The organism is Siccibacter colletis, assembly GCF_000696575.1.
In the GTDB taxonomy this organism is placed as follows: Bacteria; Pseudomonadota; Gammaproteobacteria; order Enterobacterales; family Enterobacteriaceae; genus Siccibacter; species Siccibacter colletis.
Genome location: NZ_JMSQ01000001.1, coordinates 508,440 through 525,416 on the forward strand (window position 1 = coordinate 508,440; position 16,977 = coordinate 525,416).

At 54.7% G+C, this 16,977-nt stretch carries 13 protein-coding genes, 1 tRNA gene and 2 rRNA genes; 12 read left to right on the forward strand and 4 right to left on the reverse strand.

Translation table 11 applies throughout. From position 1 onward, the window contains the following. The first annotated feature begins 1 nt into the window (after position 1). The 5 genes from prmA (at position 2) to ET34_RS0102440 (ending at position 5,752) form a co-directional block, all read left to right on the forward strand. Positions 2-883 (forward strand): 50S ribosomal protein L11 methyltransferase, encoded by an 882-nt coding sequence (gene prmA / locus ET34_RS0102420; RefSeq protein ID WP_031519152.1) that lies wholly within the window; start codon positions 2-4, stop codon positions 881-883. Between the two features lie 146 nt (positions 884-1,029). Further along, positions 1,030-1,770, forward strand: a complete 741-nt coding sequence (locus ET34_RS0102425; protein WP_031519154.1) for a carbonic anhydrase — start codon at positions 1,030-1,032, stop codon at positions 1,768-1,770. A 328-nt stretch (positions 1,771-2,098) separates the two neighbouring features. Then, on the forward strand, positions 2,099-3,064 hold the full coding sequence (gene dusB / locus ET34_RS0102430; RefSeq protein ID WP_031519156.1) for a tRNA dihydrouridine synthase DusB: 966 nt from the start codon (positions 2,099-2,101) through the stop codon (positions 3,062-3,064). Between the two features lie 25 nt (positions 3,065-3,089). Further along, complete coding sequence (fis, locus tag ET34_RS0102435) at positions 3,090-3,386, forward strand: DNA-binding transcriptional regulator Fis (RefSeq protein ID WP_000462905.1); 297 nt, start codon at positions 3,090-3,092, stop codon at positions 3,384-3,386. Between the two features lie 239 nt (positions 3,387-3,625). Beyond that, the gene (locus ET34_RS0102440; RefSeq protein ID WP_031519157.1) at positions 3,626-5,752 is read left to right on the forward strand and encodes a putative bifunctional diguanylate cyclase/phosphodiesterase; all 2,127 of its coding nucleotides are present in this window, start codon (positions 3,626-3,628) and stop codon (positions 5,750-5,752) included. Here the strand turns inward: ET34_RS0102440 and ET34_RS0102445 are convergent. Beyond that, a complete protein-coding gene (locus ET34_RS0102445) occupies positions 5,727-6,359 on the reverse strand; it encodes a TetR family transcriptional regulator (protein WP_031519159.1) in 633 nt (210 codons plus the stop codon). The genes ET34_RS0102440 and ET34_RS0102445 overlap by 26 nt on opposite strands. A 378-nt stretch (positions 6,360-6,737) precedes the next feature. Between ET34_RS0102445 and ET34_RS0102450 the strand changes: the two genes are divergently transcribed. The 7 genes from ET34_RS0102450 (at position 6,738) to ET34_RS0102480 (ending at position 16,169) form a co-directional block, all read left to right on the forward strand. After that, the gene (locus ET34_RS0102450; protein ID WP_031519160.1) at positions 6,738-7,889 is read left to right on the forward strand and encodes an efflux RND transporter periplasmic adaptor subunit; all 1,152 of its coding nucleotides are present in this window, start codon (positions 6,738-6,740) and stop codon (positions 7,887-7,889) included. 12 nt (positions 7,890-7,901) lie between these two features. After that, entirely contained in the window at positions 7,902-11,003 is a 3,102-nt protein-coding gene (locus ET34_RS0102455; protein ID WP_031519162.1) for an efflux RND transporter permease subunit, read from the forward strand. Between the two features lie 326 nt (positions 11,004-11,329). Next, positions 11,330-11,551 (forward strand): putative periplasmic lipoprotein, encoded by a 222-nt coding sequence (locus ET34_RS0102460; RefSeq protein WP_024548921.1) that lies wholly within the window; start codon positions 11,330-11,332, stop codon positions 11,549-11,551. Between the two features lie 466 nt (positions 11,552-12,017). Continuing rightward, entirely contained in the window at positions 12,018-13,043 is a 1,026-nt protein-coding gene (locus ET34_RS0102465) for an amino acid ABC transporter substrate-binding protein (protein WP_031519164.1), read from the forward strand. A 64-nt stretch (positions 13,044-13,107) separates the two neighbouring features. Next, positions 13,108-14,289, forward strand: coding sequence for an amino acid ABC transporter permease (locus ET34_RS0102470; protein ID WP_031519165.1), 1,182 nt, complete (start codon positions 13,108-13,110; stop codon positions 14,287-14,289). Positions 14,290-14,298: 9 nt separating this feature from the next. Beyond that, on the forward strand, positions 14,299-15,402 hold the full coding sequence (locus ET34_RS0102475; protein WP_031519167.1) for an amino acid ABC transporter permease: 1,104 nt from the start codon (positions 14,299-14,301) through the stop codon (positions 15,400-15,402). A gap of 8 nt (positions 15,403-15,410) precedes the next feature. Next, positions 15,411-16,169, forward strand: coding sequence for an amino acid ABC transporter ATP-binding protein (locus ET34_RS0102480; RefSeq protein WP_031519168.1), 759 nt, complete (start codon positions 15,411-15,413; stop codon positions 16,167-16,169). A 336-nt stretch (positions 16,170-16,505) separates the two neighbouring features. On the opposite strand, the gene rrf (ET34_RS0102485) is transcribed toward ET34_RS0102480, so the two are convergent. The 3 genes from rrf (ET34_RS0102485) to rrf (ET34_RS0102495) all read right to left on the reverse strand — a co-directional run bounded on the left by rrf (ET34_RS0102485) (position 16,506) and on the right by rrf (ET34_RS0102495) (position 16,898). After that, positions 16,506-16,621, reverse strand: a 5S ribosomal RNA gene (gene rrf / locus ET34_RS0102485). A 40-nt stretch (positions 16,622-16,661) separates the two neighbouring features. Then, positions 16,662-16,737 (reverse strand) — tRNA-Thr (locus ET34_RS0102490). A gap of 45 nt (positions 16,738-16,782) precedes the next feature. Continuing rightward, positions 16,783-16,898: ribosomal RNA gene (gene rrf / locus ET34_RS0102495) — 5S ribosomal RNA — on the reverse strand. Between the last annotated feature and the right edge of the window lie 79 nt (positions 16,899-16,977).

Sequence of the window (16,977 nt, forward strand, 5' to 3'; positions counted from 1 at the left end):
CATGCCCTGGATCCAACTGAAAATTAACACCACCGGTGCGCACGCCGAAGAGCTGGGCGATGCGCTGATGGAAAGCGGTGCGGTGTCCGTGACCTTCCAGGACACGCACGACACGCCGGTATTTGAACCGCTGCCAGGCGAAACCCGTCTCTGGGGTGATACTGACGTTATCGGCCTGTTTGATGCCGAAGCGGACATGAAAGAGACCATCGCTATTCTGGAAGGCCACCCGCTGCTGGCCCCTGGTTTCCATCATAAAATTGAGCAGCTGGAAGACAAAGACTGGGAGCGCGAGTGGATGGACAACTTCCACCCGATGCGCTTCGGCGAGCGGCTGTGGATCTGCCCGAGCTGGCGCGACGTGCCGGATGATAACGCGGTCAACGTGATGCTCGATCCGGGTCTGGCGTTCGGCACCGGCACCCACCCGACCACCTCGCTGTGCCTGCAGTGGCTCGACGGCCTCGATCTGGCCGGCAAGACGGTGATCGACTTCGGTTGCGGCTCCGGCATTCTGGCGATCGCGGCGCTGAAACTCGGCGCGGCAAAAGCGATCGGGATCGACATCGATCCGCAGGCGATCCAGGCCAGCCGCGATAACGCCGAGCGTAACGGCGTCTCGGAACGTCTTGAGCTTTATCTGCCGCATAACCAGCCGGACAACATGCAGGCGGATGTGGTAGTGGCGAATATCCTCGCCGGTCCGCTGCGCGAGCTTGCGCCGCTGATTAGTGTCCTGCCGGTAAGCGGTGGCCTGCTGGGGCTGTCCGGCGTACTTGCCAGCCAGGCGGAGAGCGTGTGCGAAGCCTATGAAGCACAGTTCGCTCTCGACCCGGTGGTTGAGAAAGAAGAGTGGTGCCGTATCACGGGCCGCAAGCAGTAATTCCTCCGGGCGCGGCGCTCTGCCGCGCCCGTTGTATTATCCGCACTCTTTATACGCCTTTTCGTTTTTCGTCGCGAGTACAATGACGCGCCCCAGTTATTCAACGGGCAAACCCACTGTTAAAACCCATTCACCGGACGAATAAAATGAAGATGCGTTTCGCTAAAGCCGCGATCGTAATGGCGGGCCTGATGCCTGCGCTGGTCTTTGCCGCTCACTGGAGCTACGAAGGCGCTGAATCTCCTGAACACTGGGGAGAACTCAACAGCGAATACAAAGCGTGCCAGACCGGCCAGAATCAGTCTCCTGTCGATATTGATAAGACCGTTAAGGCCGCTATCGCTCCGCTGGCGATGCATTACACCGAAGGCCCGGCAAGCTTGCTGAACAATGGCCACACCATTCAGGCCAGTTTCAGACATAACGACGCCAACACTATTACCCTTGATGGCGTTGAGTGGACCCTGCAGCAGTTCCATTTCCACGCGCCGAGTGAAAACACGGTTCACGGCAAGCATTACGCGATGGAAATGCACCTGGTGCATAAATCGGTTACCGGAGACGCTGCTGTGGTGGCGGTGATGTTTGATGTCGGGGCTGAAAACGCCGCGCTGGCCGACCTGTGGAAAAAAATTCCGGACGGCGTCGATAATAGTGAAACTCTGACCCGCACTATCGATCTCAATGCCCTGCTGCCCGCCGATAAAACCTTCTGGCGCTTCAGCGGCTCTCTGACCACGCCACCGTGCTCAGAAGGGGTAACCTGGCTGGTACTGAAACACCCTCTGACGCTCTCTGCGGCGCAGCTGGCGCAGTTTAAAGCGGTCATGCACCATGACAACAACCGTCCGGTACAGCCGTTGCACGGTCGTCTGGTGGTAGAATAAGCGTTCTGATTACGTTTTCCTGTCATTAAGCGAACCGGGTGGATTCTTGCAATACACCCGGTTTGTCTGAAAAAACAACAAAATATATCTCAGATTTATCATTCAGATGCCTGAAAACCTGCCTGCGGGGAGGAAATTATGTCTGGATACACTTTAAGCGATTTAACATAACCGCATGAAATGTCTCACGAATTAACATGCGTTATCGCCCTGCTTATCGCTTCAATGATCTACAACAGTGGATTGTTCAAAGTTTGGCCTTTCATCTGGCGTAAAAAATGCGTAATATACGCCGCCTTGCAGGCACAGTATGGTCATTTCTTAACTCATGCGCATTGGACACCACCAGCTTAGAAACCGCCTGATAGCAGCACCGATGGCTGGCATTACTGACAGACCGTTTCGGACGCTTTGCTATGAGATGGGTGCCGGGCTAACCGTATCCGAGATGATGTCCTCTAACCCGGAAGTATGGGCGAGCGATAAATCCCGACTGCGGATGGTCCATGTGGATGAACCAGGTATCCGCACCGTGCAGATTGCCGGTTCAGTACCTGAAGAGATGGCGGCAGCCGCACGTATCAACGTGGAAAACGGCGCCCAGATTATTGATATCAATATGGGGTGCCCGGCGAAGAAGGTGAATCGTAAGCTGGCAGGCTCAGCGTTATTGCAACATCCGGAGTTGGTCAAATCCATCTTAACCGCGGTCGTTAATGCAGTAGACGTGCCCGTCACCCTTAAGTTTCGCACCGGCTGGGATACCGCCAACCGTAACTGCGTAGACATTGCCCGACTGGCTGAAGAGAGTGGTATTCAGGCGCTGACGATACATGGCCGCACCCGCGCCTGTTTGTTTCAGGGCGACGCAGAATACGATTCGATTCGGGCAGTTAAGCAGACAGTTTCCATTCCGGTTATTGCGAATGGCGACATTACTGACCCGCTTAAAGCCAGAGCCGTACTGGACTATACAGGGGCAGATGCTCTGATGATAGGACGTGCAGCTCAGGGAAGACCCTGGATCTTTCGGGAAATCCAGCATTATCTGGACACTGGAGAGTTGCTCCCTCCCCTGCCGCTGGCAGAGGTGAAGCGCTTGCTTTGTGCGCACATTCGGGAACTGCATGACTTTTACGGTCAGGCAAAAGGGTACCGAATCGCGCGGAAACACGTTTCCTGGTACTTGCAGGAACACGCTCCAGACGACCAGTTTCGGCGCACATTCAACGCCATTGAGGATGCCAGCGAACAGCTGGAGGCGTTGGAGGCATACTTCGAAAATTTTGCGTAAACAGAAATAAAGAGCTGACAGAACTATGTTCGAACAACGCGTAAATTCTGACGTACTGACCGTTTCTACCGTTAACTCTCAGGATCAGGTAACCCAAAAACCCCTGCGTGACTCGGTAAAACAGGCACTGAAGAACTATTTTGCTCAACTGAACGGTCAGGATGTTAATGACCTCTATGAGCTGGTACTGGCTGAAGTAGAACAGCCCCTGTTGGACATGGTGATGCAATACACCCGCGGTAACCAGACCCGTGCTGCACTGATGATGGGTATCAACCGTGGTACGCTTCGCAAGAAGCTGAAAAAATATGGCATGAACTGATTTTTGAGTTCTGACCTTAAAAAAGCGCTTAATCACTTAAGCGCTTTTTTTGTTTTCGCGCCCTGACGCAAATTTTTTTCCCCTTCCGCATCCCCTTTCACAGCGCCGTTTTTCCCCCTGATTTGCGCGGGGTTTTAAAGTGCTTTGCGGCTCTCAGAGACAGTGATACTGTCTGTGCCCCTTGACCAGACTATGCTTTGGTATGGCGAGATAAACGGGCCTTGTGAGTCGATATCATGATGATGGTGAGTCATTACAACCAGTTCCTGGTGGTTATGTCGTTTATTGTTGCCATCCTGGCAGCCTATACCGCGCTCAATATGGCGGGTCGTATCTCAATCAGCAGTACCAAAGCCGCGCGTCTCTGGCTGGTCGGCGGCAGCCTGTCGATGGGCATTGGCATCTGGGCGATGCACTTCATCGGCATGCTGGCGATGGAGATGCCGTTTACCCTCAGCTATGACCTGTCGATAACCGGCGTTTCTATGCTAATTGCCCTCGGTGCGTCGCTGTTCGCACTCTGGCTGGTCAGCCGCAGCCGCCTGTCCCGGGTAAGCCTGCTCGCGGGTGCCAGCGTGATGGGATGCGGCATTGCGGCGATGCACTATACCGGTATGGCGGCCATGCATATCCAGCCAGGTATCCGCTGGAATCTCTGGTGGGTCGCGCTCTCGGTGGTGATCGCCTTCTCAGCTTCTGTTGCCGCGCTGTGGCTCACATTCCGCCTGCGCCAGCTGACGTCCGGCCAGGCCGCGCTGCTGCGTATCGGCGCCGCCATCATTATGGGCATCGCTATCGCCGGTATGCATTACACCGGCATGATGGCCGCCGACTTCCCTCACGGCAGCCACGCCACCGAGCGCGGCGTTGACAGCAACTGGCTGGCGATTCTGGTCACCGTCGTCACGCTCTCAATTCTTGGCATCACCCTGCTGGTTTCCCTGTTTGATGCCCGGTTACAGGCGCGGACGTCCCTGCTGGCATCTTCCCTTGCCGAAGCCAATCGCGAGCTGGCCCAGCTGGCGCTGCACGATACCCTGACCCGTCTGCCTAACCGCGTACTGCTCGAAGATCGCCTGGCGCAGGCGGTGAGCAAGGCGCAGCAGGAAAACAGCGGCTTTGCGCTGATGTATATGGATCTGGATGGTTTCAAGGCGGTCAACGACGCCTGGGGTCATGACACCGGTGACAGGCTATTGATTGCGGTAACCGAACGCCTGACCCAGCATCTGAAGGGGCAGTACACGCTGGCGCGCATCGGCGGGGATGAGTTTGTGCTGCTGGCTGAAACCGCTGCGCCTGACGATGCCGCGTCGCTCGCCAGCTCGTTGGTACAGGCAATTGCCGAGCCGTTTACCATTTCACCCTGCGAAGCGATGGTTACGCTCAGCATCGGTATCGCGCTCTGGCCTCACGATGGCGAAACCCCGCGCGAGCTGATGTTCAATGCCGATGCGGCCATGTACCACACCAAACACAACGGGCGTAACGGCTACCACTTTTTCCAGCCGTCCATGAATGCCCTTGCCCAGACTCAGCTGCAACTGATGAACGATCTGTGGCAGGCCGAAGCGCGCAATGAGCTGCGGCTGCGGTATCAGCCAAAATTTCAGGCACCTTCCGGCCCGGCTATCGGTTTCGAAGCCCTGCTGCGCTGGCAGCATCCACAGCGCGGCCTGCTGACGCCTGACGTATTTCTGCCGCTGGCGGAAAAAACCGGCGTCATTGTCTCGATTGGCAACTGGGTGCTGAATGAAGCCTGCCGCCAGCTCAGCGAGTGGCGTGACGCCGGCCATACCGACTGGTCGATGTCGGTCAACCTCTCTGCCGTACAGTTTGAACAGCCCGCGCTTATTGATAACGTGGTGGATTGCCTGTCGCGCCACCGTATTCCGCCCGAGATGCTGATTCTTGAAGTAACGGAAACCACGGCGATGAGCGATCCGGATGAGAGCGTCCGCCTGTTGACCGAGCTGACCACCCTCGGCGTAAAAGCCTCCATCGATGACTTCGGCACCGGCTATTCAAGCCTGCTCTATCTGAAGCGTCTGCCCGCCAGCGAACTGAAAATTGACCGCGCCTTCGTCAACGAGCTGCGTGCCGACGGGGAAGACGCCACGATTGTCTCGGCGATTATCGCGTTGGCGAGAACCCTCAATCTGCGGGTGGTGGCCGAAGGTGTCGAAACGCCGGAACAACAGACGTTTCTTACCGAGCTTGGCTGCCATACGCTGCAGGGCTATTTACTCGGCAAGCCACTTGACCCACACGCTATCGCAAATATTGTGAAAAATGAGCCGCAGCGCTTAATTGATCCGGTACATGCATCTGAAAAGTCATTCAGTATTCAGCCTGAGGTTGAGTAACCGGAAACATGTGCCATAAATTTTCCACCAGCGCGGGCGCCCTGGCGGCAAGATCAAATCGCTGTGGGTGTAATAGCCACTGGCGTACAATACCGCTTAGTGCGCCGCGTAACAGAATAATCATTTCAGGAATATCAGCATGGGGTGAAATATCTCCATGCTGAATACAGCGCCGCAGCCAGTATTCCAGCATTTCATTATTCATCCCCAACATAGCGTGGATTTCGATATCATCTAATGCACTGTCGCAACGCTCGTACTTACAGCATAATATTTCCATCAGCGCTTTTTGCTGCGCATCCTGCGCAATCAGACGCAATGCGATAATAAACACTTCGCTGAGATAGCGCAGCGGCGTTGTTTTTAACGCGCGGGGAAGCTTTTCCTGTAATACCCGCTGTAACCGCGACTGTTGCTTCCAGATTTCATCGAAGATTTGTTCTTTGCTGTCGAAATGCCAGTAAAGCGCGCCGCGCGTCACCTTTGCCGCTCCGGCTATATCGCCGAGGGTCGTTTTCGCCACGCCCTGCGCGGCGAACTGCGCAATGGCGGCATCGATAAGCTGCTGTCGCGTTTGTAAGGCATCTGTTTTTGTTTTCCGTGCCATAATAAACGAACCTGTAAAAAATGAATTATCGGGAAAGGTAAACCACCGACGCTATATTGCCATTGGCTTTATTTTCTCTCATGGCTTTTTTAGTAACAAAATTAATAAATACTTACGGCGAATGCTTTCCGATGAAACATAGAAATTAAAAATAAATACCACCCATATAAAATATATAAATATGTAAGCGAACGTCAGAAAATAATAACCAATACACTAAAGCCATTCTTAAAACGCCATCCCTCCTTCAGCAAACATCGCAAAAAAAGCGATCCGACTTACATCACACTTATATTATTTGTAGGATACGCCAGAAAATCACACCCTGAGTATTTCCCCCCACAGAACATTCGGTGTTTATTGTTTTAAGGAACGGCAATGACAAAGCAAGTCCGGGTATTTTTATATCCTCTGTTGGCAGGCATTATCACGGCACTGTTATCCGGTTGCGATGATGGTATTAAGGAAAACCAGCCGCCGGTGCCTCAGGTGACGGTGCATACCGTTGTCCCTGGTCCACTGCCACTAACCACCGAGCTGCCCGGCCGCACCGCAGCCTGGCGCATTGCTGAAGTTCGACCTCAGGTGAGTGGCATCATCCTCAAACGTAACTTTGAAGAAGGCGGCGAGATCGCCGCCGGCGACTCGCTGTATCAGATCGATCCCGCCACGTATCTTGCCGACGTAGAGAGCGCAAAAGCCAGCCTTGCCAAAGCCCAGGCCAGCGCAGCGATGGCCCATCTCACCCTGAAACGCTATGCGGCGCTGCAGGGAACGCATTACGTCAGTAAGCAGGATTACGATCAAGCCGCGGCCAATGCGCGCCAGGCGGATGCCTCCGTGCTGGCATCTCGCGCCGCGCTGGACAGCGCCCGAATTAATCTTGCCTGGACCAAAGTCACTTCCCCCATCAGCGGTCGTATCGGCAAATCAAGCGTCACCGAAGGTGCACTGGTACAGCAGGGTCAGGCTGCAGCGCTGGCAACGGTCCAGCAGCTCGACCCTATCTATGTCGATCTTACCCAGTCGAGTAACGATTACCTGCGCCTGAAAGCGTCGCTGCAACAGGGCACCCTGAAGCGCAGCGAAGGCAAAAGCAACGTGACGCTGGTGCTGGACAGCGGTGAAATCGCCCCGCAGAAGGGTACGCTGGAATTCTCCGACGTTACCGTCGATGAAAGCACTGGCTCCATTACGCTGCGCGCCGTGTTCCCTAACCCTGACCACACGCTGCTTCCCGGCATGTTTGTTCGCGCCCGCATCGACCAGGGTATTCAGCCTAACGCGATGCTGGTGCCGCAGCAGGGCGTAACCCGTACTCCGCGTGGCGAGGCGGTGGTGATGATTGTGAATGCCCAGGACCAGGTGGAATCGAAGGTGGTGGACGCCAGCCAGGCGGTTGGCAACAACTGGCTGGTGAGCGCTGGCCTGAAGCCAGGGGATCGCGTGGTGATCAGCGGTCTGCAGAGAATACGTGCGGGCATGAAGGTCCACGCCAGCTCTGACACTGCTCCGCAGTCGGCACAGTAAGGAGCCAGATCCATGTCCAATTTCTTTATCGAGCGCCCCATTTTTGCCTGGGTGCTGGCGATCGTGCTTATGATTGCCGGTGCGCTGTCCATCATGTCGCTTCCGGTAGCGCAATATCCCTCCATTGCCCCACCGGCGGTGGCGGTATCGGCAACCTATCCTGGGGCAGACGCGCAAACGGTGCAGGACAGCGTGACACAGGTTATCGAACAGAACATGAACGGCATCGATAATCTGATGTACATGTCATCCACCAGCGACTCGGCGGGTAACGTGACGATTACCCTGACCTTCGAATCCGGTACCGATCCCGATATCGCTCAGGTCCAGGTGCAAAATAAACTGCAGCTGGCGATGCCGCTGCTGCCTCAGGAAGTACAGCAACAGGGCATCGGCGTGGAAAAGGCGAGCAGCGGTTTTTTACTGGTCGCCGGTTTTTTATCTGATAACCCTCGCCTGACGCAGGAGGATATTTCCGACTACGTTGCATCTAACGTTAAAGACAGCATCAGCCGTACCAATGGCGTCGGCGACGTCCAGCTGTTCGGCGCGCAGTTTGCGATGCGTATCTGGCTCGATCAGCATGCGATGAACAAATACCTGCTGACCACCGCCGACGTTGTCACCCAGATTAAAACGCAAAACAACCAGATTGCCGCGGGTCAGCTTGGCGCAACGCCCGCCGTGCCAGGGCAACAGTTGAACGCCTCCATCATCGCGCAGACTCGCCTGACGAGCCCCGAAGAGTTTGGGCGCATTACCCTGCGCGTCAATCAGGACGGTTCGGTGGTACGCCTGAGCGACGTTGCCCGTATCGAACTGGGCGGCGAGAACTACAACATGGTGACTAAAATCAACGGCCAGCCGGCAACGGGGCTTGGGATCAAACTGGCCACCGGTGCTAACGCCCTTGATACCGCTGCCGCCATCAAATCCCGTCTCGCCGAATTGCAGCCCTTCTTCCCACAGGGTATGCGTGTGGTCTACCCCTATGACACCACGCCATTCGTGAAGATTTCAATTCATGAAGTGGTCAAAACCCTGGCGGAGGCTGTCATTCTGGTCTTCCTGGTGATGTACCTGTTTTTACAAAACATCCGCGCCACGCTTATCCCGACCATCGCCGTGCCGGTGGTACTCGCTGGCACCTTCGCCATCCTCAGCGCGCTGAATTACTCCATCAATACCCTCACCATGTTTGGTATGGTGCTGGCTATCGGCCTGCTGGTGGATGACGCCATTGTGGTGGTGGAAAACGTCGAACGCGTCATGGCAGAGGAGAAGCTGCCGCCGAAAGAAGCAACCCGGAAATCGATGGGACAGATTCAGGGTGCGCTGGTGGGTATCGCAATGGTGCTCTCCGCCGTCTTTATTCCGATGGCCTTTTTTGGCGGCTCCACCGGTGCTATTTACCGTCAGTTCTCTGTTACCATCGTTTCGGCAATGGCGCTGTCGGTGCTGGTGGCGCTCATCCTGACGCCGGCGCTGTGCGCCACGCTGCTCAAACCCGGCGGGCACAAGAGCAAAGCACGCTTCTTCGTCTGGTTCGATAAAAAGTTCGATGCCAGCGTCAACCACTACACGAAAAGCGTCAGCGGTATTTTGCGCAGTACCGGACGTTACCTGCTGCTGTACGTGCTGATCGTGACGGGTATGGCGGTGCTGTTTGTGCGTCTGCCCACCGCCTTCCTGCCCGAAGAGGATCAGGGCGTCTTTATGACGATGGTGCAGCTCCCGGCCGGAGCTACGCAGACCCGTACCCAGCAGGTGCTGGACCAGATTAGCCATTATTATCTCACCGATGAGCAAGCCAACGTCGATACCGTGTTTACCGTGAGCGGCTTCAGCTTCAGCGGCCAGGGGCAGAACGCCGGGCTGGCCTTTATCAGCCTGAAGCCCTGGGAGGCGCGTCCTGGTGAAGAGAACAGCGTGGGCAGCATCATCAAACGCGCCACCCACGCTTTTGGCGCAATCCGCGATGGCTTCGTCTTCCCGTTCAACCTGCCGGCGATTATCGAGCTGGGTACAGCGACCGGATTTGACTTCGAACTCATCGACAAAGCGAATCTCGGACACGAGGCACTGACTCAGGCACGTAATACGCTGCTGGGGATGGTCGGCAAGCATGGCGATCTGCTGGTCAGGGTGCGGCCCAACGGGCTTGAAGATACGCCACAGTTCAAGCTGGACGTTGACCAGCAAAAAGCCCAGGCGCTGGGCGTATCCCTGGCGGACATCAACCAGGCGATCTCCACCTCGTTAGGCGGAACTTACGTTAACGATTTTATCGATCATGGGCGTGTGAAGAAGGTTTACGTTCAGGCCGACGCGGCGTTTCGTATGCTTCCGGCTGACATTGACGCCATTTACGTGCGCAGCGCCAGCGGGGAGATGGTGCCTTTCTCTGCGTTCAGCTCATCGCACTGGATTTACGGCTCGCCGCGCCTGGAACGTTTTAACGGTTCACCCTCGATGGAGATCCTCGGCGAAGCCGCACCAGGCAAAAGTACCGGCGAAGCGATGGTCCTGATGGAGTCGCTGGCAAAAACGCTGCCTGCGGGTATCGGCTATGACTGGACCGGGATGTCTTATCAGGAGCGACTGTCAGGCGATCAGGCTCCCGCACTGTACGCCATTTCGCTGATCGTGGTGTTTCTCTGCCTGGCGGCGCTCTATGAAAGCTGGTCCATTCCGTTTTCGGTGATGCTGGTGGTACCGCTGGGTGTGGTAGGCGCTCTGCTTGCGGCCTCGCTGCGCGGCCTGAACAATGACGTCTATTTTCAGGTTGGTCTGCTGACGACTATCGGGTTGTCGGCTAAAAACGCCATCCTGATTGTCGAGTTCGCAAAGGACCTGATGGAGAAAGAAGGTAAAGGTGTTATCGAAGCGACGCTGGAATCGGTACGCATGCGCCTGCGGCCAATTCTCATGACCTCGCTGGCATTTATTCTCGGCGTGCTGCCGCTGGTTATTAATCGCGGGGCGGGCAGTGGCGCGCAGAATGCCGTCGGTACCGGAGTGATGGGCGGAATGCTAACCGCAACGCTGCTGGCAATATTTTTTGTTCCGGTATTTTTCGTCGTCATTCGCCGACGCTTTGGCGGGGCACAATAAAAATGCAGGGCGCTACGGCGCCCTTTTTAATGCCTTGAAAATAATAATATTATATTGAAATGCTGTGATTAACTCGCTACTGTTTATGTCGCCCAGGAATGCACCTGGTTTTTAATTTCCTGTGCTATTTTTTTGTTTTCTTCATTAAATCTCCACAATCAATTGCCTGTCGGCCCTGTCTCTCCACACTTTTTACAAATATTACCGTTTGCAACCATTCCCCTTTCGGGGCGTTACTGCGAGCGTGGTAATTTAATCAGGCTCCACCTGCGATTAAGCTCCTCTGGAAACGACGGCGTGGATAATGATTTTATTGAGGTAACGCCATGAAAAAACTAATTGCTGTTGCACTACTTTCTACCGTACTGGCTGGCTGTGCTCACGACTCCCCCTGCGTGCCGGTCTATGACGATCAGGGCCGCCTGGTGCATACCAATACCTGCATGAAAGGTACCACTCAGGATAACTGGGAAACCGCAGGCGCAATCGCTGGCGGTGCCGCAGCGCTGGCTGGTCTGACGCTCGGTATTATCGCCGTGTCTAAATAAGTTATTACGCGCGGTTCAGGCCGCGCGTATCATGTTGCTTTATTATGGTGCAGGACAGTTTCATAAGGTAAAAATTTGGCATCATATTTGTTCAGCAAATTCTCTGCGTTATTCTCTCTTTGCCTTACTACCTCTTTCTGCCATTTTTACGTGCAGTCTGTCACAAAGCGCGACCACGCCTTTCCCGGCACATATTTATCTCCTGAATTATTCTTTGCACATTGTTTCGTAAAGTAACTATTTTGCTCCAAAATGTGGCGCAGGTTGAATTTTTGCACCATAACAGCGCGCGGAATTAAATTTTTCCTGTCTACACTGAGCTTATTGCGCCTGCGCTCGTTATCCCCTGCCCTGGCGCAAACCTGGCATTACCTTTGCTTAATAGATTACGGCCAATGCCACAGACAGGTAATGGCGTGCTCACGCCACATACATATAACGATAATTCCGCCACACAGGATGCTTTATGAAAAAGATGATGATTGCGACTCTGGTTGCTGCAGGCGCGATGCTGGCCGCTACCAGTCAGGCACACGCCGGTGCGACTTTCGATGCGGTTAAAAAGAAAGGTTTTGTGCAATGTGGGATAAGCGATGGTCTGCCGGGTTTCTCTTACGCGGATGAGAGCGGCAAGTTTACCGGGATCGATGTGGATGTCTGCCGTGGCGTGGCTGCTGCAATGTTTGGCGATGACACCAAAGTTAAATACACCCCGCTGACGGCAAAAGAGCGTTTCACCGCGCTACAGTCGGGTGAAGTGGACGTACTCTCTCGTAACACTACCTGGACCTCTTCACGTGATTCCGGCATGGGCATGTCTTTTACCGGCGTAACCTACTATGACGGTATCGGCTTCCTGACCCATAACAAAGCAGGACTGAAGAGCGCTAAAGAGCTCGACGGCGCAACCGTTTGCATCCAGGCCGGTACCGATACCGAACTAAACGTGGCGGACTATTTTAAAGCCAACAAGATGAAGTACACCCCGGTCACCTTTGACCGTTCCGATGAATCCGCCAAAGCGCTGGAATCGGGTCGCTGCGATACCCTCGCGTCTGACCAGTCGCAGCTTTACGCTCTGCGCATAAAGCTCAGCGATCCGGCGGAGTGGATCGTACTGCCAGAGGTCATCTCTAAAGAGCCGCTGGGGCCGGTAGTACGCCGCGGTGACGATGAATGGTTTGCCGTGGTGCGCTGGACGCTGTTTGCAATGCTGAACGCTGAAGAGATGGGTGTGACCTCGAAGAACGTCGATGAAAAAGCCGCTAATCCGGCAACGCCGGATATGGCGCACCTGCTGGGTAAAGAGGGCGATTACGGCAAGGACCTGAAGCTCGACAACAAATGGGCTTACAACATCATCAAAAAAGTCGGCAACTACGCGGAAGTATTCGAGCGCAACGTTGGCTCTGAAAGCCCGCTGAAGATCAAACGTGGCCAGAATAACCTCTGGAACAACGGCGGTATTCAGTACGCGCCGCCGGTACGTTAATGCTGTAGCTGTAACGGGCACTGCACTGGCAGTGCCCAGCCCAAGTTCCGACTGAGGTTTTCCTATGTCCCTGCGCCGCCCAACCGTAAAAGGTGCGTTCTCCTTTTCGAACCCTGCGGTTCGTGCCTGGCTGTTTCAGATACTCGCTGTTGTTGTGGTACTGCTGATTGCGGCTTATCTGATCCATAACACCATCACTAACCTGAGCAATCGCGGTATCACTTCCGGGTTTGCCTTTCTCGACCGTGCTGCAGGCTTCGGCATCGTCCAGCATCTGATTGATTATCAACAGGGCGATACCTATGGCCGCGTATTTCTGGTCGGGCTGCTGAATACTCTGCTGGTATCAGCGCTCTGTATTGTTTTCGCCTCAATTCTCGGATTCTTTCTTGGTCTGGCCCGGCTTTCTGATAACTGGCTGCTGAGAAAAATCTCTACGGTATACATTGAGACGTTTCGTAATATCCCGCCGCTGCTGCAGATCTTCTTCTGGTATTTCGCCGTGCTGCGTAATTTACCTGGCCCGCGCCAGGCAGTTGACGCGTTCGATCTCGTTTTTTTAAGTAACCGTGGGCTGTATATCCCTGCTCCACAGCTGGGTGAGGGGATGGGAGTCTTTCTGGCGGCGGTGCTCATTGCCGTAGGTGTGACCGTTGGGCTTTACCGCTACAACAAAACGCACCAGATGAAAACTGGCCAGCTGCGCCGTACCTGGCCCTGGGCAATCGCTCTGCTGATCGGTCTGCCAGCGCTGGCTCACGCCCTGTATGGTGCGGCGCTGCACTGGGATATTCCGGCCCTGCGCGGCTTCAACTTCCGTGGCGGTATGGCGCTTATCCCGGAACTTGCCGCATTAACTCTGGCGTTATCGGTCTACACATCGGCATTTATCGCCGAAATCATCCGCGCCGGGATTCTTTCTGTCCCGCATGGGCAGCACGAAGCCGCTCGTTCGCTCGCCCTGCCCAACCCGGTGACGCTGCGTCAAGTGATTATTCCGCAGGCAATGCGCGTCATCATTCCGCCGCTGACCAGCCAGTACCTCAATATAGCCAAAAACTCGTCACTGGCTGCGGCCATTGGCTATCCCGATATGGTGTCGCTGTTTGCCGGAACGGTACTTAATCAGACCGGACAGGCGATTGAAACCATCGCCATTACCATGTCGGTCTATCTCATTATCAGCCTGTCAATTTCACTGCTGATGAACATCTATAACCGGCGTATTGCCCTCGTTGAGCGCTAAGGAACCATGATGACAAAAGCTATTCTGTCACCGCCGGTGCGCCAGGCCTCACAGGGGTCGGGTCGTACGCTGCACTGGGTGAAAAAGAACCTCTTTTCCAGCTGGAGCAACTCGCTGCTGACGCTGTTCTGCCTGTGGCTGATGTGGGAGCTGATTCCCCCGCTGCTGAACTGGACAATCTTCCAGGCCAACTGGTTCGGTACCACCCGCGCTGACTGTACGAAGGAAGGTGCCTGCTGGGTGTTTATCCATCAGCGTTTCGGCCAGTTTATGTATGGGCTCTATCCACACGATCAGCGCTGGCGCATCAACCTCGCGCTGATCGTCGGCCTGATTTCCATTGTGCCAATGTTCTGGAACGCGATGCCGCGTCGCGGACGTTACATTGCCTGCTGGGCGGTGATCTATCCGGTTGTGGTCTGGATATTGCTGTATGGCGGCTTTTTCGGGCTGGAGCGGGTAGAAACACGCCAGTGGGGCGGCCTGACGCTGACGCTGATTATCGCCTCAGTGGGTATCGCCGGCGCGCTGCCGCTCGGCATCCTGCTGGCGCTGGGACGACGCTCCACCATGCCGGTGGTACGCATTCTGTCGGTGATCTTTATCGAATTCTGGCGCGGCGTGCCGCTTATTACCGTGTTGTTTATGTCGTCGGTGATGCTGCCGCTGTTCATGGCGGAAGGGACCAGCATTGATAAGCTGATCCGCGCCCTGGTCGGGGTAATTCTGTTTCAGTCCGCTTACGTTGCAGAAGTGGTGCGCGGCGGGTTGCAGGCGCTGCCGAAAGGGCAGTACGAGGCGGCAGAGTCGCTGGCCCTCGGCTACTGGAAAACCCAGGGGCTGGTTATTCTTCCCCAGGCGCTGAAGCTGGTGATCCCGGGCCTGGTGAATACCATCATCGCACTATTCAAAGACACCAGCCTGGTGATCATTATCGGCCTGTTCGATCTCTTCAGCAGCGTACAGCAGGCGACAGTCGATCCCGCATGGCTGGGGATGTCGACCGAAGGCTATGTTTTTGCTGCGCTGGTCTACTGGATCTTCTGCTTCAGTATGTCGCGCTACAGCCAGCATCTTGAAAAACGTTTTAACACCGGGCGTACACCGCATTGAGGGATCCCATGAGCACAATGATAATACAGCCGACCGACGCGATGATTACGCTTGAAGCGGTGAACAAATGGTACGGACAATTTCATGTCCTGAAAGATATCAATCTGAACGTTAAGCAAGGCGAGCGCATCGTTCTCTGCGGCCCTTCGGGTTCAGGAAAATCAACAACGATTCGTTGTATCAATCATCTTGAAGAGCATCAGCAGGGACGCATCGTGGTTGATGGAATCGAGCTGAATGAAGACATCCGTAATATAGAAAAGGTACGGCAGGAAGTGGGCATGGTGTTCCAGCATTTTAACCTGTTCCCTCATCTAACCGTGCTGCAAAACTGCACGCTGGCCCCGATATGGGTACGCAAGATGCCGAAGAAAGAGGCAGAAGCACTGGCGATGCACTACCTGGAACGGGTGCGTATTGCCGAACATGCGCATAAATATCCGGGGCAGATTTCGGGCGGCCAGCAGCAACGTGTGGCGATTGCCCGTTCCCTCTGCATGAAACCCAAAATTATGCTGTTTGACGAGCCGACTTCGGCACTGGATCCGGAGATGGTCAAAGAAGTACTGGATACCATGATTGGCCTGGCTGAATCCGGGATGACCATGCTGTGCGTGACGCATGAGATGGGCTTTGCGCGTACCGTGGCAGACCGCGTTATCTTTATGGACCGCGGTGAAATCGTTGAGCAGGCTCCCCCGCAAGAATTCTTCGCCAACCCGAAATCAGAACGCACCCGCGCGTTCCTCTCGCAGGTTATTCATTAATAAGTCATATGGCCTGGTTAAGCCCTGCTCCGGTGAGCGGGGCTTTTTTATTGGCTTAATACAGTGGTGAATGCAGCGAGTTCAAATGAGAAATCTGTTTACGAGCTAGAGGAAACAGAAAAGACCACGCTTTAATCCTTAATCAGAACGCACCCGCGCATTTCTCTCAAGCTACACGTTAATAAGTAATGCAGTCTGGCAAGACCTTTTTCACATGAGGGGCTTTGTTATTGATTTGATACGGTGGTAAATGCAGCGAGTATAAATGAGAGTTCCGAACTGCAGAGAAACAAAAAAGCCCCATGCTTTCGCATGAGGCTTTTTTGTTTGTTTGATGCCTGGCAGTTCCCTACTCTCGCATGGGGAGACCCCACACTACCATCGGCGCTACGGCGTTTCACTTCTGAGTTCGGCATGGGGTCAGGTGGGACCACCGCGCTACAGCCGCCAGGCAAATTCTTTTCTAACGTGCCGAACTTTAACCTAATAAAGTGGTGCTGATACCCAGAGTCGAACTGGGGACCTCACCCTTACCAAGGGTGCGCTCTACCAACTGAGCCATATCAGCACACTAATTCTTAAAACCTGATGTTTTCAGATTTTTTAATTTGATGCCTGGCAGTTCCCTACTCTCGCATGGGGAGACCCCACACTACCATCGGCGCTACGGCGTTTCACTTCTGAGTTCGGCATGGGGTCAGGTGGGACCACCGCGCTACAGCCGCCAGGCAAATTCTGTTCGCTTACCGCCTCGCGGCCATAAGCTTTAATCCGTCTCAAGCTGAAAATCTCTCAAATCCAACACCAA